Origin of the sequence: Fischerella muscicola PCC 7414, from assembly GCF_000317205.1 — a bacterium.
GTDB classification, from domain to species: domain Bacteria; phylum Cyanobacteriota; class Cyanobacteriia; order Cyanobacteriales; family Nostocaceae; genus Fischerella; species Fischerella muscicola.
Window position 1 is genome coordinate 62,225 of the sequence record NZ_AJLK01000156.1, and the last position, 25,388, is coordinate 87,612.

A 25,388-nucleotide genomic window follows, 5' to 3' on the forward strand; every position below is an offset into this window, starting at 1 on the left:
TTACAAATGACAAATGACTATTGACTATTGACTATCCGCTTATAAACTAATAAATCACCTGCCAAAAGCAAGAAAAACACAATGCCTTGAAAAACTCCCGCTAAAGCTAAGGGCAGTCCTAATTTTATCTGTAATAATTCACTGCCTACATAAAACAGTGCCATCAGCAAACTAGATAAAATAATTCCCAACGGGTGTAAACGACCAACAAATGCAGCCAGAATAGCCGCGTAACCGTAACCAGGAGAAATGAAAGGGCGTAATTGTCCAATGGGGCCGAGAACTTCACACGCACCAGCTAAACCTGCTAAACCACCACTGATGAGTAAACTTAGCCAAATAATGCGATCGCTTTTAATCCCAGCATAATTTGCTGCATTGGGACTTGCACCAATTACCCGCACACTAAAACCAAAAAATGTTTGTCGCAGCATTCCCCAAATTAACACCGCCGCCATGAGGGCAAAAATTACACCTAAATGTAACCTTGTGCCAGTAATTAATGATGGTAAACTGGCGAATTCACTAAAGGGTGTAGATTCAGGAAAATTATATCCTTGGGGGTCTTGTAAAATTCCTCTGACTAAATAATTTAAAAGAGAAACTGCTAGATAATTTAACATTAAACTTGTAAGAATTTCATTAGTATAAAACTTCACTTTTAACACAGCCGGGATGCTAGCCCAAATTGCACCACCTACTATTCCAGCTAATAAACAAAGTAAGAGTACAATATAGTTATTGATATTAGCAAATACTAAAGCTACGGCACTAGCAAAAATTGCTCCCAGAGTAAATTGTCCCTCTGCACCAATATTCCAAACTTGGGCTTGAAAACATACAGCTAAACCAACAGCAATCAAGATAATTGGTGCTGCTTTGACTGCGATTTCTGTGATTCCATACAAACTACTTAAAGGCGTAATAAATAAAGTCGTGAATGCAGTAATTGGAGATTTACCTAAGAAACGAAACAGAAATAATCCTACGATCACTGTTCCTAGTAATGCCAGTAGGGGTGATAAAACTAACCAAATTTTGGCGGGTTGTTCACGGGGTTCTAATTTGAAGTCAAACAAAACTCACTCCTCCCATCCAACAACCAATTTGATCGCGACTGATATCTGCAATTGGCACAAAGGGAGAGAGTTGTCCTTTGTAGATGACGCCAATGCGATCGCACAACCTCAACAACTCATCCAAATCCTCGGAAACCACCAGCACCCCTGCACCTATATCTCGCATTTCCATGAAAGCTTGATAAATAGTTGCAGTTGCATTCACATCCACACCCCAACTCGGATGTGCTGCAATCAAGATAGTTGGGTTTTGCTGAATCTCCCGTCCTACAATAAACTTTTGCAGATTACCACCCGATAAACTCGCAGCAAGCGAATTTAACCCCGCTTGTTTAACATTAAAGGCGTCGCAAATTCTACTAGTCCAAGCTTTTAACTTGCGCTGCCGAATCATACCATTTCGCAATAAACCTTGTGAGTAACCTGTCAACAAAGCATTTTCCAAAAGAGTCATATTTGGTACAACACCCACCCCCCAACGTTCTTCTGGCACATATGCCAAACCCAAACGCCGACGCTTAGGCACATCACAATCACCAACAGGCATTTCTCCCAACATGATCATGTCTGCCTTGGGACAGATTACTTCACCACTCAAAACTGCTAAAAGTTCCCTTTGTCCATTACCTGCAACTCCCGCAATCCCAACAATTTCCCCACTGCGAACCTCCAAATTAATGTGCTGCAATGATATTCCTAAAGGATGCTTTGATTCCAGACACAAATTACGGACTTGTAAGCAGATGGGGGAGGTGGGGAGGTGGGGAGGTGGGGAGGTGGGGAGATGGGGAGGTGGGGGGGAGTGGGGGGAGTGTGAAGAGTGTAATATTCTCTTGTCCTCCATGTCCGCCTTGTCCTCTTTGTCCCCCGTGTCCCTCATCCTCGCCTATCATCATCCTTGCCAAACTATCGATTGTCTCTACTTGGGGGTTACACTCTGCTATCACCTCGCCATTTCGCAATATTGTTGCATAAGTGCATAGCGATCGCACTTCTTGTAACTTGTGGCTGCTGAATAAAATACTGCAACCACCAGCAGCAATTTGCTGCAATGTCAGAAATAGTTTTTCTATTTCTTGGGGAGTTAAAACCGCCGTGGGTTCATCCAAAATCAGTAACTTAGTAGCACTACACAGACAACGGATGATTTCTACTCGCTGCTTTTCACCTACAGATAATGTATAAACTGGGGAATCTGGGTTGATATCTAAACCGTATTCTTGAGATAAAACACGAATTTTGCGATTAACTTGTGCTAAATTCCATTTTTCGCCAGCAGGAAGCGCCAGGGCGATATTTTCAGTTACAGTCAAGGTTTCAAACAAACAAAAGTGCTGAAACACCATACCAATACCTAGCGATCGCGCTTTTGCTGGGTTAGTGATATCAACTTGTTTTCCTTGCCAAAAAATTTCACCACTTTCAGGACACACCACCCCATAGATAATTTTCATTAGGGTACTCTTACCCGCCCCATTTTCTCCCAACAAAGCATGAATCTCACCCGGTTGAATTGCCAAATTCACCTGATAATTTGCGAAAAAACCGGAGTAAGACTTGGTAATATTCCTTACTTGCAAACAGGGAATCAGCCCATTTAACCCTTGCATTTTGCCTCTGCTGCATTCTCGACTTATTATAGATTTTTATTAAGTCGATTTACAGAATTTCAGGACACTCTGATATCTTAAAGGTGCGTAATTTTTATACAGCGATTGCCGATAGTTATTTAAATTTAAGGATTTTTTAATGCAATCCCGGAATGTACCGACTTATTTGCCACAAGCAATCTTAACTACCCTCTTTTGCTGTCTGCCATTTGGAATTGTAGCGATCGTTTATGCAGCACAAGTAAGTTCTAAATTGTCTGCCGGGGATTATGAAGGTGCTATGCAAGCATCTAAAAATGCCAAAATATGGTGTTGGGCATCCTTTGGTTCAGGACTGGCTGTTATTGTAATTTATATCCTATTATTCGTGATTGCATCATTGGGTTCACGGTAAGCTTACGAACACTGAACCTAAAGACAAACTCTATATAAACCCTTGTTTTTGATTCTATGATAATGAATGCACTTTATTCCCGTAAATATTCCTTGCTCACTAAAAAAAGTTTCAAAGTAGCAGCACTAACAAGTACTATTATTTTAGCTGCAATAGTTTTATATTTTTTTAATCCTAGCGATTCTCAGATTTACCCTCCTAGTCCATTTCGGTTGCTAACTGGTCTATATTGTCCCGGATGTGGCACACTCCGAGGCTTACATTATCTTTTGCATGGAAATCTACTTAAAGCTTTTGATTTAAACCCATTGATGGTAATATCATTACCATACTTAATCTATTCTTATATTGCTTACAGTGCGCCTGTAATTTTCGGTCAAAAAATTCCCCAGATTTTCATCAAATCTAATTGGATTTGGATGATATTAAAAGTTATTTTGGCATACTGGGTACTAAGAAATCTGCCCTTTGCTCCTTTTTCTTGGTTAGCACCTTAACTTACTTGCCAAATTCTGATGGTTTTATCCTCGCTGCTAGAAGCGAGGAGTTTTCCATCTTGACTAATATCTATAGATAAGACACTGCCAGTATGTCCGGTAAGAGTATGCAGCAGTGTCTTAGTTTTTAAGTTCCAAATTTTGATAGTTCGATCATCACTACCGCTAATTAAACTCTGTCCATCTTGACTCATAGCTAATGTTTGAATCGAACCATTATGTCCATCCAAAACCTGTTGGAGTTGGCCACTATATAAGTCCCAGATATAAATAGTTTTACCAAAGCCAGCACCAACAACAACTTGTAAATTTGAACTAATAGCAACAGCACGCACAAAGCCAGGAAATCCCGCAATTGTTCGCAGTAATTCTCCTGTTTCTAATTGCCAAATCCTAACTAATCTATCACTACTACCACTGACGAGTAAATTCCCATCATAACTGATAGCTAGACTATAAATTAAGCCTGTATTTTCGGGCAGAGTGCGCTGTAACTTACCAGTTCCCACATGCCAAATTCTAATGGTTCGATCCCGAGAACCACTGACAAGAGTTTGTCCATCCCGACTAAAACACAGTGCATTAATTAAATCAAAGTGTCCTTTAAGTACCGATATTAATTTACCAGTTTGCAGATGCCAAATTTTGATTGTTTTATCGCTGCTACCACTAGCGAGAGTTTGTCCATCGGGGGAAATAGCTACAACTACCCACTCTCCCTTTTCTGACAGTACCCCTTGCAATTGCCGCTTTTGCAGATTCCAGATTCTGATGGTTTTATCATTACTTCCACTGACAATAGTTTGTCCATCTCGACTAAATGCTACAGAACGAACAAGATTGGTGTGTCCACTCAAAGCATAGGCAAAAGAAACATTGCTGAGGTTTCCTGGACGATAGCTAGGTATTTGCGGCTGTTGCATGGAGTTAATTTTATTACGTCCAGCGATTGCACCAGCAAAATTCGGATCGATTCTTAAAGCTTGATTGTAATCTGCTAATGCTGCCTGGTAATCTCCCATTTGCAAATACACATCACCCCGATTTCTCCATGCTTCTACATAGTTGGGATTCATCTGCAAAGCTTGATTAAAATCAGCGATCGCACCTTGGTAATCTAGTCTTTGGGCTTTATCTAGTCCCCAAAAATTGTAAGCTTCCCAGTTAACTGGTATGGTAGGCGGAACAGCAGCAACCTTCTTACCCTGCAAATCCTCCAAAACTTCTTGTGCAGATTGATATCTTTCTGGTAAGAAGTGTTTGAGCATCTTCTCGAGAATTTGCTCTAAATCTTTGCTCACACTAGCACCTTTGTCTTGTAAATATTCTCGCCATAACCAGCAAGCATTTCTGACATCATACAAAGCATCGGCAAGATTACCAAAACCATCTTGTAATGGTAAACATCCCGTCAACAATCTTACACAAGTCGCCCCTAAAGCATAGATATCACTAGCAGGATAAGCATATCCTTGCATTTGCTCTAAAGGTGCGTAACCAATTGTATAAATTCCTGTCCCCTGGCGAGCAAAAGTAGTTTGTGTCACCTGTTTGGCACCACCAAAATCAATCAACACGAGTTTGCGATCGCTGTGACGCCGAATGATATTTTCTGGTTTAATATCACGGTGGATAACATTGCGATCGTGAATAAATTGCAAAACAGGCAACAAATCAGCTAATAGTTCCCGAATTTTTGCTTCATTAAATTCTTCTGTTAATAGTTCCGTTAATAAAGTGTCCCCAGCAATAAATTCTTGTACTAAATATAAATTTGCACCTTGCCCAAAATAAGCAACTAAACGCGGAATTTGAGCGTGATTTTCTCCTAATTCATATAACCGCCTAGCTTCTTCTTGAAACATAGATGCAGCTTTATTCAAAGCTGCTGTTCCCTGTACTTGGGGTACAAATTGCTTAATCACGCAGGGCGAATCTAGTCTATCAATATCTTGTGCTTCGTAGGTTCTGCCAAAACCACCCTCACCCAATAACCTGCTAATTCGGTAACGACCCTTAAATAAAGCGCCAAAATTATTTGAACCACAACTGGTGCAAAATCTATTGCCATCAGGATTAAAAGGATTGGAACAATTAGGATTTTGACAGATTTGCATAGCTTTTCCCCTAGAACCCCAGCACAAATATCTACAAAGGCAGCCATTAGGATTCCGCTTTTGGAATTGACCCCTCAATTCCTTCTACATACCAATTCATTGCTAGTTGTTCTTTGTCTTGCAAAACCTGACCCTTCTGCACCCGTACTGTACCTTTTTGGTCTTTTACGGGACCCGCAAAAGGATTGGCAGTACCTTTAATAAATTCCTCCCGCTTCGCCATTGCCAATTGCTGTACATCTTGAGGAACTATAGGATTTATAGGTGAGATATCCACCATCCCTTGACCAATTCCCAACCAAACATCTTCCGATTTCCATGTACCATTCATTACAGACAAAGCTTGATCTGTGTAAAATTTCCCCCACTTATTAATGGCTGATGTTAAATGTGCCTTTGCACCAAACCGACTCATATCAGTGTTATAACCAAACGCAAAAATTCCTTTTTCCTCTGCTAATTGCACAACAGCAGCAGAGTCAGTATGCTGTGTTAGCACATCTGCACCTAAATTGATTAAAGCTTGTGCTGCTTCTCTTTCTTTAGCTGGGTCGTACCAACTTTGTACCCACACTACTTTCACTTTTGCCTTAGGGTTCACTGCCCGAAGTCCTTGGGTAAAAGAATTTATACCGCGAATTACCTCTGGAATGGGGTATGCTCCGATAAAACCGATGATATTGGACTTGGTCATCTTACCAGCAATCATGCCAGTTAAGTAGCGCGGTTCTTCAAAACGTCCTAAATAAGTGCCGACATTGGCAGCGCGTTTATACCCAGTACAGTGTTCAAAATAAACATTAGGAAAATCTTTGGCAACTTTAATTGTTGGGTTCATGTAACCAAAAGAAGTTGTAAAAATCAACTTATTGCCATCTAATGCTAGTTGACGAATTACCCTCTCAGCGTCAGCACCTTCGTTGACATTTTCTACAAAAGTAGATCTAACTTTACCTTGCAGATTTGCTTCCATTTCTCTACGACCAAGGTCATGGGCATAAGTCCATCCGAAATCACCCACAGGCCCTACATACACAAATCCTACCTTCAAAGGCTCATTTGCTGCTACCGGTGATGTTCCAGGGGATACTTCGCCCTGGGGATTATTAGATTTGTCTCCAGAACAAGCAACAAAGGTAAAACTAGCTCCTGCAAGGGAGGCGTACTTGATAAACTGACGACGATCCATATTTATTGCTGATCCGCACTGTGTTAAAAATATTTCTCTTTTTAGTATTAAATAAGTAGTAGATGCAATTTTTAATTACATATTTGCTAGATTGTAGCTTTTGTTTTTGCGATCAATATACCTAAATTTGTGAATAATCACAAGTTATTTTAATTACTTGAATGAGTAGGTAATTTTTTAATGCAGAGTCACGCAAAGGTAAGTGCACTAGATAGCAGAGTTTTTAGACTCATAAGTTGAGCAGCATCTAGGGTGCGTAGCAGCATTACATTTATACTGCAAGTAAAATAAATGAAAAGACCACTACGCACCATCTGTTTTTGGTGCATGGACTTAATAAAATACCCGCGCAGGCGGGTTTAGTCTGTGTAGCCGCGATTTATAATCGCCAGGGCTAATAAGATTTTACTTTTATATTTGATGTTCAACCTAAGTATTTTCTCACGATTCAATCTAGGCTGCTATATCTAATTATCTAAACAGCAAATATCGTAAACCAATCAGTAATAAAAATATGCCATACAGCTTTTTCATCAATTCACTACTAACAAATGGCTGATTGGCAAATAAAGCCCCAAATAAATTGCCGACTATTAGACCAACTGCAATAATTACCGCATATTTGATATTAAGATTACCGTTACGGTAGTAAACTATTGCAGCTAAAATACCGATAGGCAATATTTGAGCAGCAATAGAAGTACCAGTAGCAAACTTTTGATCCATGCTCATAAGTAAAACCATAGCTGGAACCATAATTGCACCACCACCAATACCAAACATACCGCCAGCTACGCCAGCCACAAGACCAATCACCAACAATTGAATGAGTATGTTAGACATAAAATCTACTGTAAGTTAATTAACTTCACTTGAGCTACATTAATAAATAATTTATAGTAAAAACGACAGGGATAAACATTATTTGCACAATCATAAATTATCTGTGTTTATCTGTGTGTATTGGTGGTCGATGTTAACTAAATACTTTTAGTTGTAGTTTAAATTGATAAATTTATTCCTCCTGGAAAAACAGATTTTGGTAACATTCCATGCACACCTTTTTGGGGAATATTCACAACTTGAGTAATGCGAAAATTCACTGCCAAACTGCATAATACATAGGCATCTTCTGGTGATATGTTTGTCAACCTTACCAAAAAATCAATCATGTTGTTCAAAGCTTGTTCTAAGGCTGCATCCAATGTCTCACCAAACCCCATTGTGATAATATCGGTGGCAGTTTCAGCGATCGGTGCAGTCAGTTGCAAATCCTTGCGAATTGTTAGTTGAATCGTACCATTCATAGATGTTTCGATCGCAGTCACATTAACTTCACCATCTCCCTGTGCTGCATGTCCATCACCAATAGAAAATAAAGCACCAGGAACGAAAATAGGCAAGAATACTCTGGAACCTGCTTGTAGTTCGCGGTTATCGATATTACCACCATAACAACCAGGAGGAATCGAAGAACGTTGCGTTTCGGGAGTAGCAACGCCAAGAATACCAAAAAAAGGTCTGAGGGGAATTTTAATACCACTATTGACAGGAAATTCCGCAACGTTATTTTCTAAATCTAAGGGAATAAATCTCAAAGCTGGTTGAGTAAACTGGTGTGGTAAAGCTCCCCATCCTGTCCGAATAGCATTAAAACCAACAGGTAAACTGGGTTTGATTGCTTCCAGTTTGACTTCTAAAATATCTCCTGGTTCTGCTCCCCGCACATAAATAGGCCCTGTAAGCAAATGCGGTCCACCTGCTATTTTGCGTTCTGGCGATAGGTTTTCGCAAATATCAACAAATTCTGGCGTGAGAAATTCTGGTGGTGCTTTGTCGTAAATATAATAACCAGTGTAAGTTTCTACATCTACCGTATCGCCAGATTCAATCATCAATACTGGTTCTAGTTCATGGGAAAACCCACCTAGATGCACAGTATTTGGAGTTGCTTTAATAATATGATGAGTCATTACTCTTTTGGTACTTATTCAGTAATTTAACTGAGAATTAGCAATTTTAATTATTAAATATTAATATTTTATATAATTAAATGTATTTTTTTAACTTTTATATCCTCTAGGTACGAATATTTTCTTAGTCAATAACTAGTGAATATAATTTAAATGTATATAAAATAACTTAAATATCACAGAGTAAATTCTGAGGTAGATTGTGCATATACTAAGTTAATCTAAAAATCAATGTAACTTAAAACATGAGAAATACTGCATTAGTTAATACCGTAAGGAACTTTGAATATGAGAAATACAGGAGTTGCTTATCTTCTTTGGCTAACTGTAATTTTTGGATTTGCTGGAATTCATCGCTTTTACGCTGGTAAATATGTGAGTGGAATTATATGGTTGTTTACATTAGGATTATTTGGATTTGGCCAGCTTATAGATTTAGCTCTAATACCAGGAATGGTTGAAGAGAAAAATCTTAAATACAAAATGCTTTACGGTAGTCCCAATCAAAATAATGTTACAAATACGCAACAAGTCGTAATTAATGTTGCTGATTATATCGCTCCAACTGCTAATCATAAGTCAATAAATGCTAAGTCTGATATTCAAGTAATTTTAGAATTAGCTAAAAACAATGCTGGAAGTGTATCTATTACTGATTGTGTCATCGCTACTGGTAAACCGATTACAGAAATTAAGGAAACAATTCAGCATTTATGTGCTGAAGGTTTGTTAGAACCTAGTAATCATTCAGATACCGGAGCCGTAATTTACAAGCTTGTTTAAGCTTAAGTCAAACAAGTAATACATAAATATTAATGAAAAATTATAAGCATTTTTGCTTATAATTTTTAAGTTTAAATTATTTAATTTAACGAGTATTTTAACTGAATAGCTAAACCAATATGATTGAATCTGCTAAATATAACTTAATGACTATATTCAATAGTATAGAAATGTACAAAAAATTTATTTTTCTTACTTTAGGAACTGCTATTATTACCGTTATTCCAACCATTGCAGCCCAAGCAGCACAGGTAGAATTAGGTGTTTTTAAATCTGTTGATGCACCTGAAAAAAATTGTCCTCAAAAAGTAGTTGTGACAGAGCAAAATGCACCTTACTACGAAGGAGGATACACAGTTAATGGTCAGGCAAAATTAGGTTCTTTCGCTGGGCCATTTGCGATCGCCTCTTCAGATTTGTTTAGTGTGACCTGGGTAGCAAACCTCAAACCTGCCTATCGTCAATGTGTCGCAGGGGGCGGTATTGTCAAATACGATAACGAAGACTACAATTCTCCTTCCCACTTACGTATCAGATTTAATGGGGGCAAAGTCTTTTTGATTTTAGATATGACAGGTAAACAGGATGCGAACAATTTCACTCCCAGCATTACTAAAAAAGGTGTGAGTAATGGCAACCCTACTTGGAGTTGGTCTGGTACGGATTGAGGTAAGGGGTGTGGGGGTGTGAGGAGTGGGGGGAGTGTGGGGAGAATAAATATTAACAAATGACAAATGACAAATGACCACTAACAACCCTACTCTACGAGAAGCCGCTTGCGCGTCTACGGGTTCGCCAGTCCCCCTACCCTTACCTTAAGCCCTCCGGGTTCGCAGTCGCTCATGGGGGACTCACCGGCCCCCACGACCGACAGGGAGTGGGGATTGGGGGAGAACCCCCTGCGTAAGAGTCGCTGTCTCACCACTTCGTGTCTACGTGACGGAGACCGCCTTTTTGGGGGGCTGGTCTCACCAACAATCAACAACCAACCACTAACTACTAACAAATATTTTTAATCACAAATTCAATTACATCTGCTAAACCTGTTTTTGTTTTCAAATTTGTGAAAATAAAGGGTTTATCACCGCGCATTTTTTTGGCATCCCGTTCCATTACACTTAAATCTGCACCAACGTAGGGAGCTAAATCAGTTTTATTAATTACCAATAAATCAGATTTCGTAATACCAGGACCACCTTTGCGAGGAATTTTATCGCCAGCAGCAACATCAATCACGTAAATTGTTAAATCTACTAATTCGGGGCTAAAAGTAGCAGCTAAATTATCTCCGCCACTTTCTAAAAAAACTAAATCCAAATCAGGAAAACGCGCCTCTAACTGTTCAACTGCTGCCAAATTCATGGAAGCGTCTTCGCGAATAGCAGTGTGAGGACAACCGCCAGTCTCTACACCGATAATGCGATCGCTACTCAAAGCCTGAGAACGTACTAAAAACTGTGCATCTTCCTGTGTATAAATATCATTAGTCACCACCGCAATGTGATATTTATCGCGCATCGCCTTACACAAAGCATCAACTAAAGCAGTTTTTCCTGATCCTACAGGCCCGGCAACTCCGACTCGAAAAGCATTCATAATTTTGTTGGTTGTTGATGGTTGGTTGTTGGTTGTTGACTATTAACCACTGACTATGGACTAATGACAAATGACCAATGACAAATGACTCTTGACTAATGACTAATTTACAAATTTTTCTAGATATTGCCACAGAAGCGGCGCTAGCTGCTGGTGCAGTTTTGCAAGCTTATTTGGGTAAGGTAGAAGACGCAATTACCGAAAAAGGACGCCCTGGCGACTTAGTTACTGTCGCTGATAAAGCTTCAGAAGAAGTCATTTTACAAGTTTTAGGTCGTCACTTTCCTAGTCATGCCATTCTTACAGAAGAATCTGGAAAACTGGGAAATCAAGAAAATGAGTTTCTCTGGGCGATTGATCCTTTAGATGGTACAACAAACTTCGCTCATCAATACCCATTTTTTGCTGTTTCTATCGGGTTACTGATCAATGGTGTTCCCCAAGTAGGCGTGATTTATGATCCTTTTCACGACGAACTATTTCGTGCAGCCCAAGATTTCGGTGCAACCCGTAACCGCCGTTTCATCAAAGTTTCGGACACTTCTGAATTAAGTAAAAGTTTACTGGTGACGGGATTTGCTTATGATCGCCGGGAAACTTCTGACAACAACTACGCAGAATTTTGCCACCTAACTCATCTTACCCAAGGAGTACGACGCAGCGGGTCTGCATCCCTTGATTTAGCTCATGTAGCCTGTGGACGTCTTGATGGTTACTGGGAACGGGGCCTTTCTCCTTGGGATATAGCAGCAGGCATTATTATAGTGCGTGAAGCTGGGGGGAAAGTTACTGCTTATGATCGCACTCCTATAAAAATTGAGTCAGGTAGAATTTTGGCGACAAATGGACATCTTCACGAAATTCTCAGTCAGGAACTCCAGCAAGTTCCGCCTCTGTCTGCCTGGAAGTAAATAAGGGATTGGGGATCGAGGAGATGGGGAACTCACCGGCCCCCACTCCCCCAAGGGAGTGGGGATTAGGGGCAGTGGGGAGATGGGGAGACAAGGGGGACGACTTGGGGGACAACAACCACTAACTACTAACCACTAACCAATGTAGAGACGTGCCATGGCACGTCTGGTACAACCAACAACCAACAACTAAAGTTCCTGGCTGAGTTTTGGGAATTCTAGATTAGAGCGATTTTACAAAACAGACAGTTGTAAAACGCTTGGTGAAGGGTTGGCGCTGGGAGATAGGGATGAAAATCAGCCAAAAATTGGTTTTGGGGTTTTTGAGTATTGCTGTGTTGACGGGATTGGTTGGTGCGATCGCGGCAAATCAACAGTCACAAACAGCTAAATATCTTGCTCAAGAAGAAGCTCGTAAACTAGCTGAAATACTGGGATATTTTGCAAATCATGAGCTTGAAGAGCGAAAACCTTTATCACGAGATGAGATGGTAGCACATCTGGGGAGGCATGTTCAAATGTTGCATCAACAGCAGCAGCGCGACATCGTTATTGTAGACCGCAATAAGACGATTTTAGCAGATGCTATTCCCCAAAACGTTAATACTAAGTTTGATCACGATTTAGATAACGAAGTCGGCAAAACTATTCAAGATGGTAAGGCAAGAAGTTTTGTTGAAACTAGTCCTGATTATCCTCAAGGTATTCAACAGAAAGCACGATACAAAAGATCATCCTAGCCAGATTACAATTCGCACTTCATTGGTTGGTTCACTGCGGGTAAAAATTGCGATCACTGACAATGGCCCTGGTATCCCTGAACAGATTCAACATCGTATCTTCGATCCATTCTTTACAACCAAACCCGTGGGTAAAGGCACAGGTAGGGGTATGTCTATTAGCTATCAAATCATTACAGAAAAACATCGGGGAAAACTAGAGTGCTTCTCTACTCACAATCAAGGAACAGAATTTGTGATTCAGATTCCAATCCGACAGTAATAGACTTCGTGGTATTAGTCGGGATGCAAACAGGTAAGGGAAAAAACTCTTGCAGGTAAGCTTAGTACAGAAGATAAACTAGTAAGAATCACATATTTATTGGTATAAAACTGCTCTATGTCCTTCAAAATAGATCGTGGATTGTTTAGATATGATTTCATAGACTACCACGCAATTTTAGGTGTTGCAATTAATACAGATACTAGGGATATCCGCAAACGCTATCTGAAAATAGCCCGCCGCCTGCACCCGGATAGTTCTGCTGTGTCTAGTAAAACGGAAAAACAGCTGGCAAGCGATTTATTGTCAAAGTTGGTTAACCCTGCTTACGAGAAACTATCTCAAGAAAAAAATTATACAGAGTATATTATTGTTCTGTCGCAGATGGGCAAGCGTTTAGTCCAAGAATCTGCTTCCGTGGAACTAACTACCGATGTTGCAAAACAATTAGTAAGTATACCCAATGTAGAACAAGCTTACAAAGTAGCGATCGCCAAAATTGCAGAAACTCAATATGATTCTTTGCAGCAATCAATTCAAGCTATTGCTCAAATCAGTGAATTGAATTTAGTTTACCTAATGCGGAGTGCAGGCAAAGCAGTCTCAACGCCACCACCGCCTGCTAAACCCCCAGTTAACTCCAGTACACCAAAGCCAAATACAGCAGCTGCACCTCCACCCCCACCAGCAACAGCCAAAGAAGATTCAGCAGCAGAACAGTATCTCCGTCGCGCTCAAACTTTAATTGACAAAAACCAATTTGCCCAAGCCAAGGTAGAGTTGCAGGATGCTTTAAAGCTAGAACCTAAGAATAGTCGCTGTCATAGTCTGATTGCACTAGTGTATGTGAAACAGAATCAGCTAAAAATGGCAAAAATTCACTTTGATAACGCACTAAAATTAGACCCCAACGATCAAGTAGCGTTGACATGGAAACCGAAAATAGAAAAGGCTTTAGGGCTACAACCTAGTGGCTCTAAAGTGACTTCATCTCCTAACGCTGCAACTAAGCAACCAGATAAATCGGGAGGTGGCGGTTTGTTTGGTGGTTTGTTTGGTGGGAAGAAAAAGTAGTCAGCAACTGGCGCGATTGTGCGATCGCATGATAGCGGCAGCTTTCCCCTAATCTTCGGGTTGAGAGGATACACAAGCTGAGTTTGACGCGCTGCTAGGAAATTTCCCACCAACAGCAAGGTGCTTGAGACGAATATTTCTAGCCGCGTTCAAATCAGATAATATTATCCGATATATGAAGAAATTTTGCAGCAAAACGGGACTAATATAACGGAGGATTAATGGTGTATCAACCACCAGCGGGAGCTAGGGATTTATTGCCCCTTGATGTGGCTCAGAAATGCTGGATAGAAAACAGGCTACAGCAGGTATTTCACCGCTGGGGATACCACAGAATTATCACCTCAACGCTAGAGCGGATAGATACGCTGATGGCGGGGGGTGCTATTAAACGCTCAACTGTGATTCAATTACAAAATGCCGAAGACGAAGAATTGGGGCTGCGTCCAGAACTGACAGCCTCAATCGCTCGTACCGCTGTCACTCGCATGGCGGGAGTTACCTATCCCCAGCGTCTATACTACAATACCAACGTTTTCCAGCGCACTTCGGATTATCGGCGCAATCAACCGCAGGAATTTTATCAAGCTGGGGTAGAGTTATTAGGTGGTGGTGGCTTACTTGCTGATGTAGAGGTATTGCTGTTATTGGCAGATTGTTTGCAAGCACTCTCGATTAACCAGTGGTATTTAATTTTGGGTGAAGCGGGAATTACCCAATCACTGTTGCAGGCATTTCCTGCTAACTTACGCAACCAAGTCCGCAATGCGATCGCCCATCTTGACAGAGTTGCGATCGACAGTTTACCCCTAACTGAAGAATTACGTTCCCGTGCCAGAATAATCCTAGATTTGCGTGGCAACAGTGCTGATGTTTTACAAAAAGTCAGTAGCCTGGATTTAGATGCTCCCCAACAAGAGGCGGTAAATAACCTAAAATCCTTGGTTGAGTTACTAGAAAATCAGGCAAACTTCCCATTAATTCTAGATTTGAGCCTGATTCAAACCTTCGACTACTATACTGGCATTTCTTTTGAAGTAGTTAGTGATACCGAAGTAGGAGCAAGAGTATTAGGACGTGGTGGCCGTTATGACCAGCTTTTAGGACAGTATCGCCCCCAAGGCGAGGATATTCCGGGTATTGGCTTTGCATTATTTATTGAAGATTTATACCAGGCTCTTTCTGATTCTCAGCAATTACCGCAAAGAACACCGCCTAGTAACTGGTTAGTTGTAGCAGAAAACAGTAATGCCTATGATGCTGCTTTTGCCTACGCTCAAAAACTCCGTAATTCTACTCACTTGGTGCGAGTAGAAATGGATTTGGGAGGACGAGACGCCGAAGCAATTCGCCAATATGCACGCGATCGCTCTATTGCTCAGATCGCTTGGGTGAAAGCTGATGGCTCAACAACAATTGAGTCGCATAATTAAATCTTTCTGTTCTGTAGAGACGCGAAATTTCGCGTCTCTAAGGAAGATTATTGTGTTATGTGGAAAAATGCTGTGTGTGACACTCAGGATATACGGATAAAAAATCAAGCGATCGCACCCATAGGGATTTTGTTATTAAATACGGTTTGACTTACTAGGAGATGCATAAAACTTTTCTAAGGATAATATTGACCAAAAAAATTTGGTTCTTACTAGCAATACACAAAGGGTAATTATTCCCAATAGTATTGTCGTTAATTTATTTCCCAGATAATGGGAACCAATCATCACAGTATGCATAGCACTTAACAATAAGGCTGGTATAGCCAAAAGATGAATCTGTCGCCAGCGCTTGCCTAAAGACTTTTGCAACGAATCAAAACTCGTCACAGCAGCAGGAGTCATCAATACCAACGCTACAACACCCGCAATCATACCCAACTGAAAATCAGGCGGTAAGAACCAAAAAGCATCAAGATTCCATTGCAAAGAGTGTTCCATCATGTGGACGGCGTGGACAACGGCAAGTACAAAAGCACCTACCCCTAAAGCACGACGGTAGCGCAAAGGTGCTGCCCACAAGTAACTTATTGGACGAGCAATGAGGGCTAGCATTAACAAAATCAGTGCCGCATGTCCGGTATAATCTGCCATAGTGTCACCAGTCCGCAGCAGTGTCAGCATACCAATGGTGAGAGTTACCCAACCACCCAAACGAAACAATTGACTGCGTCTGTCTTTACTCAATACAGATGTAGACACACCAACACCCAACATCATCGGGAGAGTCCCCAAACCGAAAGCCAGCATTGTTGCTGCACCCATCCACAAATTACCAGTTTCCGCAGCTTTAATTTGGGCAACATACAAGAAGCCACAGGGCATAAAACCCCAAGTCATCCCCAAAGCTGCTGGTGTCCACCAGCTATTTTGTGAGGAAAGTTTGACCATTGCGCTACTCAAGCGGTTGTGCAAACTTCCCTGTAATAAAGGGTGTAATACTGGTATTCGCGGCAAAAAGTCGGGTTTGATGTGTCCTAACCCAAACCAAATCAACATGATACCAGTGATAATCGCTATCCACTGCCGTAATTGACTACCAACTCCTGCCATTTGACCACTGGCAAGTAATACAGAACCTAGTACCCCAATCCCTGCACCAACTAGGGTATAACTCAGCATTCGTCCTAAATTTAGCAAAGTATGAAATTTGATTTGCTGCCGCCAGTTACCTGTTTCTTGTTGATGAGACAAAGAAAAAGCCACAGCTAAGGGACCACACATCCCTAAGCAATGTCCAAAACTTCCCAAGAACCCTAAGGTTACGAGCAGCCACAAATCTAACATGCTAAAGCTGATTTTGTTCTATAGGGAACTTTAGGCTAAATATTCACCTCCTGTCAAAAGACGAACTGTCAAACTCTAGAGATGTGCTATTGTACCGATGAAAACACCTTTTCCTTGCCTTCTACCCCCACCTCTGTTTCAAGCTAGTATCATTAAGCGTAAGAACTTATGACTTCACAAAAGTCCACTCTAAAGTCTTTATGGGTGCAGTTTGTAGCGCTTGAGAGAGTTCGGCACTACTTGCAAATTGCAACTGTTCCACATAGCAAGCTTCCACATTCACAGTAAATTCCTTCTCCTGAAAAGGCCAAGGAGTAACAGTGAGATTACCGTCGCTGCGTTGCATAACATCATAGCGCTTACCATCTGATAAAGTCGCAATCTCTAAAGCACGTTCACCAACAGGAATCATTCGATTACAGAGAATGAGTGAGAGGCGATCGCACCACTGAAAAAATTCGTAAGCTTTCACAGCTTCATCTTTTGTAATATTTAATTCCTTACGCCATTGGTCTTGATTCTTTAACTGTTCATCTAGAAACTCATCTAACTCTGGTAACTGACCACGATTACCCTCGTGTAAAAAACTCATATGCATAGAAATCATCATCGCTACCCAACGTCCCCGATAGCGGGCATTCTGGGTCAATTGCCGTATTTTTGGCACATCAATATCTTCAATCAAAGTAAAATCTAGAGGTGCGCCAGCTTCAGTAATGTTTTTTTCTTCCCATTCTTTTTCCAAATCATCGTGATGGGAAATCGCTGCAATTGTCTCTAGCCAACGTATGGGACGTTCTTTCGCATTCCAATGTCCCGCAATTTCGGCAGCCAGCAAAGCATGGGCGCGATGATAAATTATTTCCCAACCTTTTTGGTGTTGATTCACAATCATGAATCAGCCTCGATCCTTCGTGTAATATGAGTTTGCTTCCCGATCTTGCACGAGTAAGGACTGTTTACTCATCTGCCAACAGCACGAAAATCAAGTGCCACTATGGATAAATTGACATCGAAAAATTGGATTTTTATCAATCAGCGACTGACACCTTATTTATTTTTGCTGCCTGCTTTGGTAATTCTGGTACTCACTGTTTTTTGGCCCGCACTACAAGCGTTCTACCTCAGCTTTACCCGTTACGAATACGATTTAACCCAGACACCCGCATGGATTGGTTTTGCTAATTTCCGCCGCCTATGGGTTGATCCTGTTTTTTGGCAAACCCTGGTGAACACTATGCTGTATCTTGTGGTTGTCGTGCCGATTTTAGTAATCGCCCCCTTAGTACTGGCAATTTTGGTCAATCAAAAACTGCAAGGAATGCATTGGTTTCGAGCTGCTTACTATACCCCTGTGGTAATTTCGATGGTAGTGGCAGGAATTGCTTGGCGATGGTTGTATGCCGAAAACGGCTTACTCAACCAATTACTCAAAGGCATTTTTCCCGAGGGAATTCCTTGGTTAACCAGTCCCCGGTTTGCGCTTTTCAGTGTTATGGCTGTGACTGTCTGGAAAGGATTAGGCTACTACATGGTAATTTATCTGGCTGGGTTGCAATCGATACCCAATGATGTATACGAAGCAGCAGCAATTGATGGCTCTGATGGCATCAACAAACACTGGGATATCACTGTACCCTTGATGAAACCTTATCTAGCTTTAGTGGGGGTAATTTCAGCAATATCCGCAACCAAAGTATTTGAAGAAGTATACATTATGACTCAAGGCGGTCCACGTAATAGCTCAAAAACAATAGTGTATTACCTCTATGAACAAGCATTTAATAATTTAGAAATTAGCTATGCCTGTACAATCGGGCTGGTACTGTTTTTGATCATTTTAGGATTGTCAATTTTGCGACTATCAATTAGCGGTGCTAGTGCTTGACCTTCGTGATCTCCGACTCATCGATTCTGACGACGAAATTCAGCAGGTGTGAAACGCATGGGTTTTTCTGGGTTCCAAATGCCCAGTCCCATGATTCTAGCCCATTGTTGGGCGCGTTCTAAACGTTGATCATATTTGTGGTTAGGCGATCGCCCTACAAACAAAGCCTGACCTTCTTTCACCAACTGTTCATTCAACAAAACTTTATCCTTCCACACATAAGCCAGAGTCCGCCCAAATTTATCTTGCCCTTCCACATCAAACTCCAGCGTCACAGAGTCTCCTTTAATTAGTGCTTGCAAGTGTTCTTTTGCGGCATTTCCCCAAGGGCGCTGTTGTAAATCCGGTGCGTCAATGCCCAGCAGACGTACTTGGGAAATTAAATTAGGTTGGTCGCCCATCCCAAGCACTTCTAAGGTTTGCCCACTCACTACCTGTGCAACTTTGACTTGTAACTGTGCATTTTGGGAAGATTTGCTTCGGGGTTGACAAGCAACTACTAAAAGTAATAAGCAAAATAAAATTACGATTTTTTTCATTGAAATGAGCTTCTTCTGTGTCCTCTGTTGCCCTGGCAGTTAAGTGCGTTCCACAAGGCTAGCTACTACTGTAATTAACTCAGATGGATCGATAGGTTTAGGCAAATGCAACTGAAAACCTGCCTGTATAGCTCGACGTCGATCTTCTGCTCTAGCATAGGCTGTTAAAGCTGCTGCTGGTATTTTTCCTCCTTGTTCTGGCGAAAGCGATCGCAATCTCCGGAGTAAAGAGTAACCGTCTTCCTGTGGCATCCCAATGTCACTGACTAAAACATCTGGTTTCCACTGCTCAACAGCCTCTAGTGCCGCTTGTGCTGATGCTACTGCTAGCACATCGGCTTGAGACTGTTTAAGTAAAGTGGTGAGATAGTCCCGTGTATCAGCTTCGTCATCTACGACTAGTACACGTACGCCATTTAGAACAGAGGATGAGATCGGCAGAGAATTTAAATTAGGTTCTTGGCTATTGACTGTTAATTCTTCAGTGTTGACTATAGAATCTTGAGTTTTGAGGAGTGGTAGTTTAACTGTAAACGTTGTGCCTTGTTCCTTTCCTGGACTTGCTACATCAACAGTACCACCATGCATTTCTACTAAATGACGCACAATTGCTAAACCGAGTCCCAACCCACCATGTGATCTGGTACTAGAACTGTCTGCTTGGCGAAAACGATCAAATACGTAAGGTAAAAACTCAGGACTGATACCAATACCAGTGTCTGTGACTGTAATTTGGGCATAATTAGAAGGGAACCAATGTGCAGGGGTTCTCCCTATTGTCGCATCTGGTGTGGGGAGACGCGATGATGCTTGGGAAGACGCGCTAATGTTTTGCCGGGGTGATGCAGAGAATCTATCAAAGACACTCTCAGTATTTCTATATTCCCGTGTCTCTTTTTCTTCTTTTATCAGTGATAACACTACCTCCACCTTACCGCCACCAGGTGTAAATTTGATGGCATTGGATAGTAAATTCCAGACTACCTGCTGTAGGCGCTCGCCATCGCCAGAAACTAACGCTGCCTTAGAATCAAAGCTAGTTTGGATGTGAATATCTTTTGCTTGCGCTGCTAGACGTACTGTATCTAAGGCGGCTTCTATGATTGCAATTAAATTGCAAGTACGTACATGCAAACGTAATTTGCCTCTAATGATGCGCGAGATATCTAGTAAGTCTTCTATCAACTGTGTTTGTGTTTTAGCGTTGCGTTCTATAGTTTCTAATGCTTTGGTGATTTGAGTTTCGTTGAGTTTGCGAGAACGCAGCAACTGCGACCATCCCAGAATAGCATTGAGGGGCGATCGCAATTCGTGGGATAATATCGCTAAAAATTCATCTTTCATCCGATTTGCCTCTTGCAACTGTTCGGTTTGTTGTTGCAAAGAAGCTATTAAACGCGCCCGTTCGATCGCGATCGCTATTTGATCACAAACTGCCTGCATCATTCCCATTTCATTTTGGCTAAATTGCAAGCGAGTGCGACTGCAAAAACACAGAGTACCCAATAATTTTCCTTGGGCGATTAATGGGTAGCCGTAATAAGTCTTAATACCAATTGCACGTAGGAGTTCTGTTTTCGGATCATTTGATTCCTGAACATTTTCTATAGAAATGGGACGGCGTTGTTGGGCAACTGTACCACACATTCCTTGACCAATCTCTAGCCAATTGGCTGCTTTAGCAGTTTGCTCATCAATTCCGTGCCAGGAGGCTAATTGCATTATCTGGGAGTTTTCATTCACTAAAAAATTAAAGTAAACATCTAAACCTATTTGCTCTGCCAGTTTTTGGAATAAACTTTCAATCAAGGCGACTGGCTCTTTGCTAGAAAGTAAGTCGCTGGCTGTACCAAATAGTAGTTGCAGCCGTTTATAACCTAACGATAGTGCTTTTTCTACGCGCTTGAGATTGGTAATATCTTGGAAGGTTAATACACAAGTACTTGGATAACCGTGCATTGCTGGTAAAGTATCAGCATAGATCAGCAAAGAGCGAACACCTGTTGGTGTATGCCAGTCTAACTCTACTCCGTCTAAGCGTTCGCCACGGGCTACCCTGATGCCTGGTGATTGTTCAATGGGGATGGGATTGCCACCAGCGTCAGTTGAGTAATAAAGAGCTTGATAATCTGCGGCTGAATCTGCTTTCGGAAATTTGCCCCCAGCGACTTCGTCAGCAGCTTTATTGGCAAAAGTGACTCGTGCTGTCCCTGGTTCTATTAATAACAGGGGTGTGGGCATGAGATTGAGTAAGTCTTCCAACCATTTTTGTTGATTGCGGAGTGCTTCTTCTGCCTGCTTGCGGACTGTAATATCTTCAGCAAATGCCAAAATTTGATAAATTTCCCCTTGCTCATCAACAACCGGCACATACTTAATTAGTGTTGTCAATGTGCCGTCATTAGGTAAAGTAATTGTGGTTTCTGTTGTTTGAGTCGTACGTGTTTCAACTGCTTTGAACAAAATCGGCAGATAAAGTTGTGTAATCTCAACTGGAAGGATTTCTTCGTCAGTGCGTCCAATAACTTCCTCTTTCGGCTTGCCGAGATGCTGCAAAGCCGCCGCATTGACAAATTGAAACCTCCGTTGGGCATCATAAATGGCAAAAACATCTGGCATGTGATCAACCGCCAATCTAAATCGCTCTTCACTTTGGAGTAGGGCTGCTTGAGCTTTTTTGCGATCGCTCAAATCTAGGATAAACGCTACCGACTCTTGTTGTTTCTCTCCTACTAACGTATAACCTACTAAAACTGGAATGCGACTGCCATCACGCCGAATGTATTCTTTTTCGTAGGGGATGCAAGCACCTTGAGATTGGGCTTGGGCAATACCCTGTGCATCCGCAGGTAAATACTCTGGTGGTGTAATATTTTTCCAATTAATGCCACCTGCTTGTAAATCTTCTCGTGTGTAGCCAAGCATGTGCAGAAATTTGTCATTGGCATGGTTGATACCACCGTAAATATCACCAAATAAAATGCCGATGACATTTGATTCTACAAAACTTCTAAGTTTTTCTGTATTTGCTTTTAATGCTAATTTAGCGCGATCGCGTTGAGTACTAAGCTTTTGAATCGCTGCTGCATTTTCCCAAATTATGATTGCAAAAACTGTCATCAGAAAAATGGCAAATAGGGAAATTGCAAACCCCGCCTCATATTTTCCTGCCTTTTGTCCTTGCAGAATTAACCACCCTGTAATTAAGGGTACTGCGATCGCGGCTATCAATAAACGACGTGCCAGCAAACCACCATCTGTCGGACTTGTGATGACTTGCATTACTCCCCGTTCTGGCCGCTTCCACAAAATACTCAGACAAAGTACAATCAACCCGATTGCGGTGTGTAATGCCATTGATGTGATATTTGGGAGTGTGCCGTAAAAAATCTTTACCCCATAGGCATAACCAACCAAAGCCAATAAAGCAATCAAAACTGTAATCAGCGTGAAAATCTGAGCAAACCAATAACTGCGACGGGTTTTTGGTTTCTCTAAAAGCTCTAAAGACCTGCCTACCAGCATAAAGCTCAGTGCTGTATTCAAACCCATTCGCCCTGGATGGGAAGTCAACATTGGGTTTGCATCTTCGTGAAACAGTAACTGATCAATACCAAAATCCCAACCAAATAAATATTGAGTTAATGTCAGTGCCGCAATTGTAAACACGGTGAATGCACAGACTCGAGCAATAATTTTGAGATGGGGTGGTGGGGTGGTGGGGTGATGGGGGGCTAGGGGTTCCCACTTTGTGGGGTTGGGGGGCAATGGGGTGAAGCCTTTTCCCCATTGCTTATCCCGACTAAGTGGGTACTCCTCCTCCTGCCTCCTGCCTCCTGCCTCCTGCCTTCTCAAAGACAGCCACAATGATAAACCTGATAAAAAAAAGCACAGGGCTGTATTACCTTTCATTGTCACTGTGCTGAGATAAAAGCAGTTCTTGAAAAAGTCAATATCGAACCACCAGCCAAGCATAACTGAGCAGCCGATTACTATAGCGATTATGCTTCCAGTTTGTGCAATCAGTAAAGGTGAAAAGGCTGGATGAAAATCTTGCTGGTGTAGGCGGTTGACTTTTAGCATTGAAGATGTTGTAACTGCATTTAATCGATTGCAGTCAGTTTAAAGACTGATCACAAGCAAGTGCTAGTACAATCAGGCAGAACGCGACTAATTATGGTATGGGATGTAATAAAAGCTTTCTTTCTAATTAGAATATTTCTACCATCATGCACTACATTACTAATGTAATATGGGCGATATATGAGATTTTTTTCAATCTATCTTTATGCAGATTTTTTCTAATCAGCAGAAAATAAATAATGGTTTGTGGTCAGCTACTACCTACAAACCACCAATTATTAGCTAATAAATCATAAGTATTAACTAAAGTAATTTTAGAAAAACAATTTAAATCGTACGAGTTGACTTTCAATTGTTGGCAGCAGAATTTTATGTAATTCTACAGTGTCTTGAAATTGTAAAATTTGTGTAGGCGGCAAGTCAAAGGGAAACTGCTCTGGAAAATCAGGACGCTGCATTTGTGCTAGTAAAATTTGCTCAGACCTTTTGCTGCTAATAGCATAGCCAATTTCTACACAGACGGTTGGGCTAGGTATTGATTGAGTATTTTGTTTGCTTTCGATTTTGGCAATGGGTGTGGTGTCTGCAATAAATAACAAACTCCGACGAATTTTTCGCATCATTGCGCTTCCTAGTCGTAGAGGAGCTTCTTTAGGGCGATAAGATTCTACTAATTTTAAAGGCAGGCGCGATCGCAAGTTCAATTTTTCCAAACTAATCAATAATGCTTCCCGCAACGCATCAGTTGCTGGTGCATATTCTATTTGCGAACAGAAAAATATAGTAGGTTCTAACTGTGCTAATACTGATTGTTTGGTGAAATAAATTTCGTGACTAATCAAGTCAATATTAGCTACGCAATAGCCACCACTACCTTCTATATAAAATTCAATATTTTCCCCTTCTAAATAGCGACCAAACCACGTTGATTTTCTGATTTCATCACTGTCTTCCAAGAAATCTGCTCTTAGCCCAGATTTCAGCAGACTCTTTTTACTGAGGCGAATATCCGGTGGACGTTTTTCCAGTTCTTGTATCGGCTCGTAATTCTCAAGATACCATGCTCTAAGAGCAATTATTGACATAAGGCGCTATTTCAAATATTTCAAATGTCTCGTGCGATTCCACTTCGTACCAGCTTACACCCACTAGTCCGATCTGGGGAAAGGGTAAGGAGCAAAAGGAAAATGAAATGCTGAGAGTAGTGTAAAAAAACAACAACACCCAAGCAACTAATAGCTGAGTTACTTCCTCTCATCGTTAATTCTAGCCGGGGATGTACTGGGTGAATCACCTTTGACTTCAGTGAAGTCAAGCAGTCACAGCGCCCCCTTTTTTCACTATGAGGAAATATCGCTTTTAGAGTTAGGTGTTGTTGTTTTATGACGAGACAGATTGAGTTTCAACAGCGTTTTTACCTCTTTTTACTTTTGAATATAGCTGTTTGATCTGCCAGGGAAGCTTTGTTTAGCTTCAATTATTAGATTAGCATTCTTAGATCAGGGTGTATTTTTTTGAAACTAAACTTTACTAATTTTGGTTGTTGGTTGTTGATTGTTGATTGTTGATTGTTGGTTGTTGGTTGTTGATTGTTGGTTGTTGGTTGTTAGTGGTTAGTGGTTAGTGGTTGTACCAGACGTGCCATGGCACGTCTGTACATTGGTTAGTGGTTAGTGTTATTATTCTACTCCTCACACTCCACCCTTACCTTAAGCCGCTACGCGTCTACACACTTCCTCCATCTCCTCACACTCCTCACTGCCCCTAATCCCCACCAGGGGCCGGTGAGTTCCCCATTCCCAATCCCCCAAACTGGGAACTCTCAATAGGATAACAACCGTCATAGTCCCAACTGTGCTTTCTTTACTCTTCC

The 25,388-nt window shown here is 41.3% G+C and carries 22 protein-coding genes and 1 pseudogene; 10 read left to right on the forward strand and 13 right to left on the reverse strand.

Translation table 11 applies throughout. The features are described from left to right. Nucleotides 1–17: 17 nt before the first annotated feature. From UYI_RS0124570 to UYI_RS39285, 3 genes are read right to left on the reverse strand one after another with little or no spacing between them, the layout of a single operon-like run. The gene (locus UYI_RS0124570; protein WP_016869332.1) at nucleotides 18–1,079 is read right to left on the reverse strand and encodes an ABC transporter permease; all 1,062 of its coding nucleotides are present in this window, start codon (nucleotides 1,077–1,079) and stop codon (nucleotides 18–20) included. After that, nucleotides 1,072–1,923, reverse strand: coding sequence for an ATP-binding cassette domain-containing protein (locus UYI_RS39280; RefSeq protein ID WP_235148014.1), 852 nt, complete (start codon nucleotides 1,921–1,923; stop codon nucleotides 1,072–1,074). Before UYI_RS39280 ends, UYI_RS0124570 begins: the two co-directional genes overlap by 8 nt. Then, entirely contained in the window at nucleotides 1,805–2,689 is an 885-nt protein-coding gene (locus UYI_RS39285; protein ID WP_016869334.1) for an ATP-binding cassette domain-containing protein, read from the reverse strand. The genes UYI_RS39280 and UYI_RS39285 overlap by 119 nt, the downstream gene beginning before the upstream one ends. Before the next feature lie 139 nt (nucleotides 2,690–2,828). Here UYI_RS39285 and UYI_RS0124580 point away from each other — a divergent pair, with 139 nt between their 5' ends. Next, a complete protein-coding gene (locus tag UYI_RS0124580) occupies nucleotides 2,829–3,083 on the forward strand; it encodes a CD225/dispanin family protein (RefSeq protein WP_016869335.1) in 255 nt (84 codons plus the stop codon). Between the two features lie 62 nt (nucleotides 3,084–3,145). Then, complete coding sequence (locus tag UYI_RS0124585) at nucleotides 3,146–3,580, forward strand: DUF2752 domain-containing protein (RefSeq protein ID WP_016869336.1); 435 nt, start codon at nucleotides 3,146–3,148, stop codon at nucleotides 3,578–3,580. Here UYI_RS0124585 and UYI_RS35250 read toward each other — a convergent pair. From UYI_RS35250 to UYI_RS0124605, 4 genes are all read right to left on the reverse strand, one after another. After that, entirely contained in the window at nucleotides 3,577–5,697 is a 2,121-nt protein-coding gene (locus UYI_RS35250; protein WP_016869337.1) for a protein kinase domain-containing protein, read from the reverse strand. The two genes, UYI_RS0124585 and UYI_RS35250, sit on opposite strands and share 4 nt — an antisense overlap. A 46-nt stretch (nucleotides 5,698–5,743) precedes the next feature. Beyond that, nucleotides 5,744–6,886, reverse strand: a complete 1,143-nt coding sequence (locus tag UYI_RS0124595; RefSeq protein ID WP_016869338.1) for a BMP family ABC transporter substrate-binding protein — start codon at nucleotides 6,884–6,886, stop codon at nucleotides 5,744–5,746. A 471-nt stretch (nucleotides 6,887–7,357) separates the two neighbouring features. Beyond that, nucleotides 7,358–7,729 carry a TSUP family transporter gene (locus tag UYI_RS0124600; protein ID WP_016869339.1) on the reverse strand — a complete coding sequence of 124 codons (372 nt, stop codon included), beginning with the start codon at nucleotides 7,727–7,729 and terminating at the stop codon, nucleotides 7,358–7,360. Between the two features lie 158 nt (nucleotides 7,730–7,887). Then, nucleotides 7,888–8,859 (reverse strand): acetamidase/formamidase family protein, encoded by a 972-nt coding sequence (locus UYI_RS0124605; RefSeq protein WP_016869340.1) that lies wholly within the window; start codon nucleotides 8,857–8,859, stop codon nucleotides 7,888–7,890. A gap of 288 nt (nucleotides 8,860–9,147) precedes the next feature. Here UYI_RS0124605 and UYI_RS0124610 point away from each other — a divergent pair, with 288 nt between their 5' ends. Then, nucleotides 9,148–9,642 carry an NINE protein gene (locus tag UYI_RS0124610; RefSeq protein WP_016869341.1) on the forward strand — a complete coding sequence of 165 codons (495 nt, stop codon included), beginning with the start codon at nucleotides 9,148–9,150 and terminating at the stop codon, nucleotides 9,640–9,642. Nucleotides 9,643–9,812: 170 nt separating this feature from the next. Further along, nucleotides 9,813–10,310: a hypothetical protein gene (locus UYI_RS0124615; protein WP_026086151.1), complete on the forward strand. Its 498-nt coding sequence runs from the start codon at nucleotides 9,813–9,815 to the stop codon at nucleotides 10,308–10,310. Nucleotides 10,311–10,641: 331 nt separating this feature from the next. Here UYI_RS0124615 and ureG read toward each other — a convergent pair whose 3' ends face one another. Further along, a complete protein-coding gene (ureG, locus tag UYI_RS0124620) occupies nucleotides 10,642–11,238 on the reverse strand; it encodes an urease accessory protein UreG (RefSeq protein ID WP_016869343.1) in 597 nt (198 codons plus the stop codon). A 98-nt stretch (nucleotides 11,239–11,336) separates the two neighbouring features. Here ureG and UYI_RS0124625 point away from each other — a divergent pair, with 98 nt between their 5' ends. The 5 genes and pseudogenes from UYI_RS0124625 to UYI_RS0124645 all read left to right on the forward strand — a co-directional run bounded on the left by UYI_RS0124625 (nucleotide 11,337) and on the right by UYI_RS0124645 (nucleotide 15,658). After that, nucleotides 11,337–12,149 (forward strand): inositol monophosphatase family protein, encoded by an 813-nt coding sequence (locus UYI_RS0124625; protein WP_016869344.1) that lies wholly within the window; start codon nucleotides 11,337–11,339, stop codon nucleotides 12,147–12,149. A gap of 290 nt (nucleotides 12,150–12,439) precedes the next feature. Next, nucleotides 12,440–12,889 carry a hypothetical protein gene (locus UYI_RS0124630; protein WP_016869345.1) on the forward strand — a complete coding sequence of 150 codons (450 nt, stop codon included), beginning with the start codon at nucleotides 12,440–12,442 and terminating at the stop codon, nucleotides 12,887–12,889. Continuing rightward, nucleotides 12,882–13,151 (forward strand): annotated as a pseudogene (locus UYI_RS0124635) (sensor histidine kinase); the annotation flags it as partial. The gene UYI_RS0124630 and the pseudogene UYI_RS0124635, both read left to right, overlap by 8 nt. A 117-nt stretch (nucleotides 13,152–13,268) precedes the next feature. Further along, nucleotides 13,269–14,225: a J domain-containing protein gene (locus tag UYI_RS0124640; protein WP_016869347.1), complete on the forward strand. Its 957-nt coding sequence runs from the start codon at nucleotides 13,269–13,271 to the stop codon at nucleotides 14,223–14,225. A gap of 221 nt (nucleotides 14,226–14,446) precedes the next feature. Then, a complete protein-coding gene (locus tag UYI_RS0124645; RefSeq protein WP_016869348.1) occupies nucleotides 14,447–15,658 on the forward strand; it encodes an ATP phosphoribosyltransferase regulatory subunit in 1,212 nt (403 codons plus the stop codon). A 135-nt stretch (nucleotides 15,659–15,793) separates the two neighbouring features. On the opposite strand, the gene UYI_RS0124650 is transcribed toward UYI_RS0124645, so the two are convergent. Then, entirely contained in the window at nucleotides 15,794–17,005 is a 1,212-nt protein-coding gene (locus UYI_RS0124650; protein WP_016869349.1) for an urease accessory protein UreH domain-containing protein, read from the reverse strand. A 166-nt stretch (nucleotides 17,006–17,171) separates the two neighbouring features. Further along, complete coding sequence (locus UYI_RS0124655; protein WP_016869350.1) at nucleotides 17,172–17,900, reverse strand: DUF3891 family protein; 729 nt, start codon at nucleotides 17,898–17,900, stop codon at nucleotides 17,172–17,174. Nucleotides 17,901–18,002: 102 nt separating this feature from the next. On the opposite strand from UYI_RS0124655, the gene UYI_RS0124660 reads away from it, so the two are divergent. Then, nucleotides 18,003–18,893 carry a carbohydrate ABC transporter permease gene (locus tag UYI_RS0124660; RefSeq protein WP_016869351.1) on the forward strand — a complete coding sequence of 297 codons (891 nt, stop codon included), beginning with the start codon at nucleotides 18,003–18,005 and terminating at the stop codon, nucleotides 18,891–18,893. A 17-nt stretch (nucleotides 18,894–18,910) separates the two neighbouring features. Here the strand turns inward: UYI_RS0124660 and UYI_RS0124665 are convergent, their stop codons facing one another. The 3 genes from UYI_RS0124665 to UYI_RS0124675 all read right to left on the reverse strand — a co-directional run bounded on the left by UYI_RS0124665 (nucleotide 18,911) and on the right by UYI_RS0124675 (nucleotide 24,600). Further along, complete coding sequence (locus UYI_RS0124665) at nucleotides 18,911–19,432, reverse strand: thermonuclease family protein (protein WP_016869352.1); 522 nt, start codon at nucleotides 19,430–19,432, stop codon at nucleotides 18,911–18,913. Between the two features lie 39 nt (nucleotides 19,433–19,471). Continuing rightward, the gene (locus UYI_RS33355; protein ID WP_016869353.1) at nucleotides 19,472–23,515 is read right to left on the reverse strand and encodes a hybrid sensor histidine kinase/response regulator; all 4,044 of its coding nucleotides are present in this window, start codon (nucleotides 23,513–23,515) and stop codon (nucleotides 19,472–19,474) included. 314 nt (nucleotides 23,516–23,829) lie between these two features. Continuing rightward, nucleotides 23,830–24,600, reverse strand: a complete 771-nt coding sequence (locus tag UYI_RS0124675; protein ID WP_016869354.1) for a hypothetical protein — start codon at nucleotides 24,598–24,600, stop codon at nucleotides 23,830–23,832. Nucleotides 24,601–25,388 lie beyond the last annotated feature (788 nt).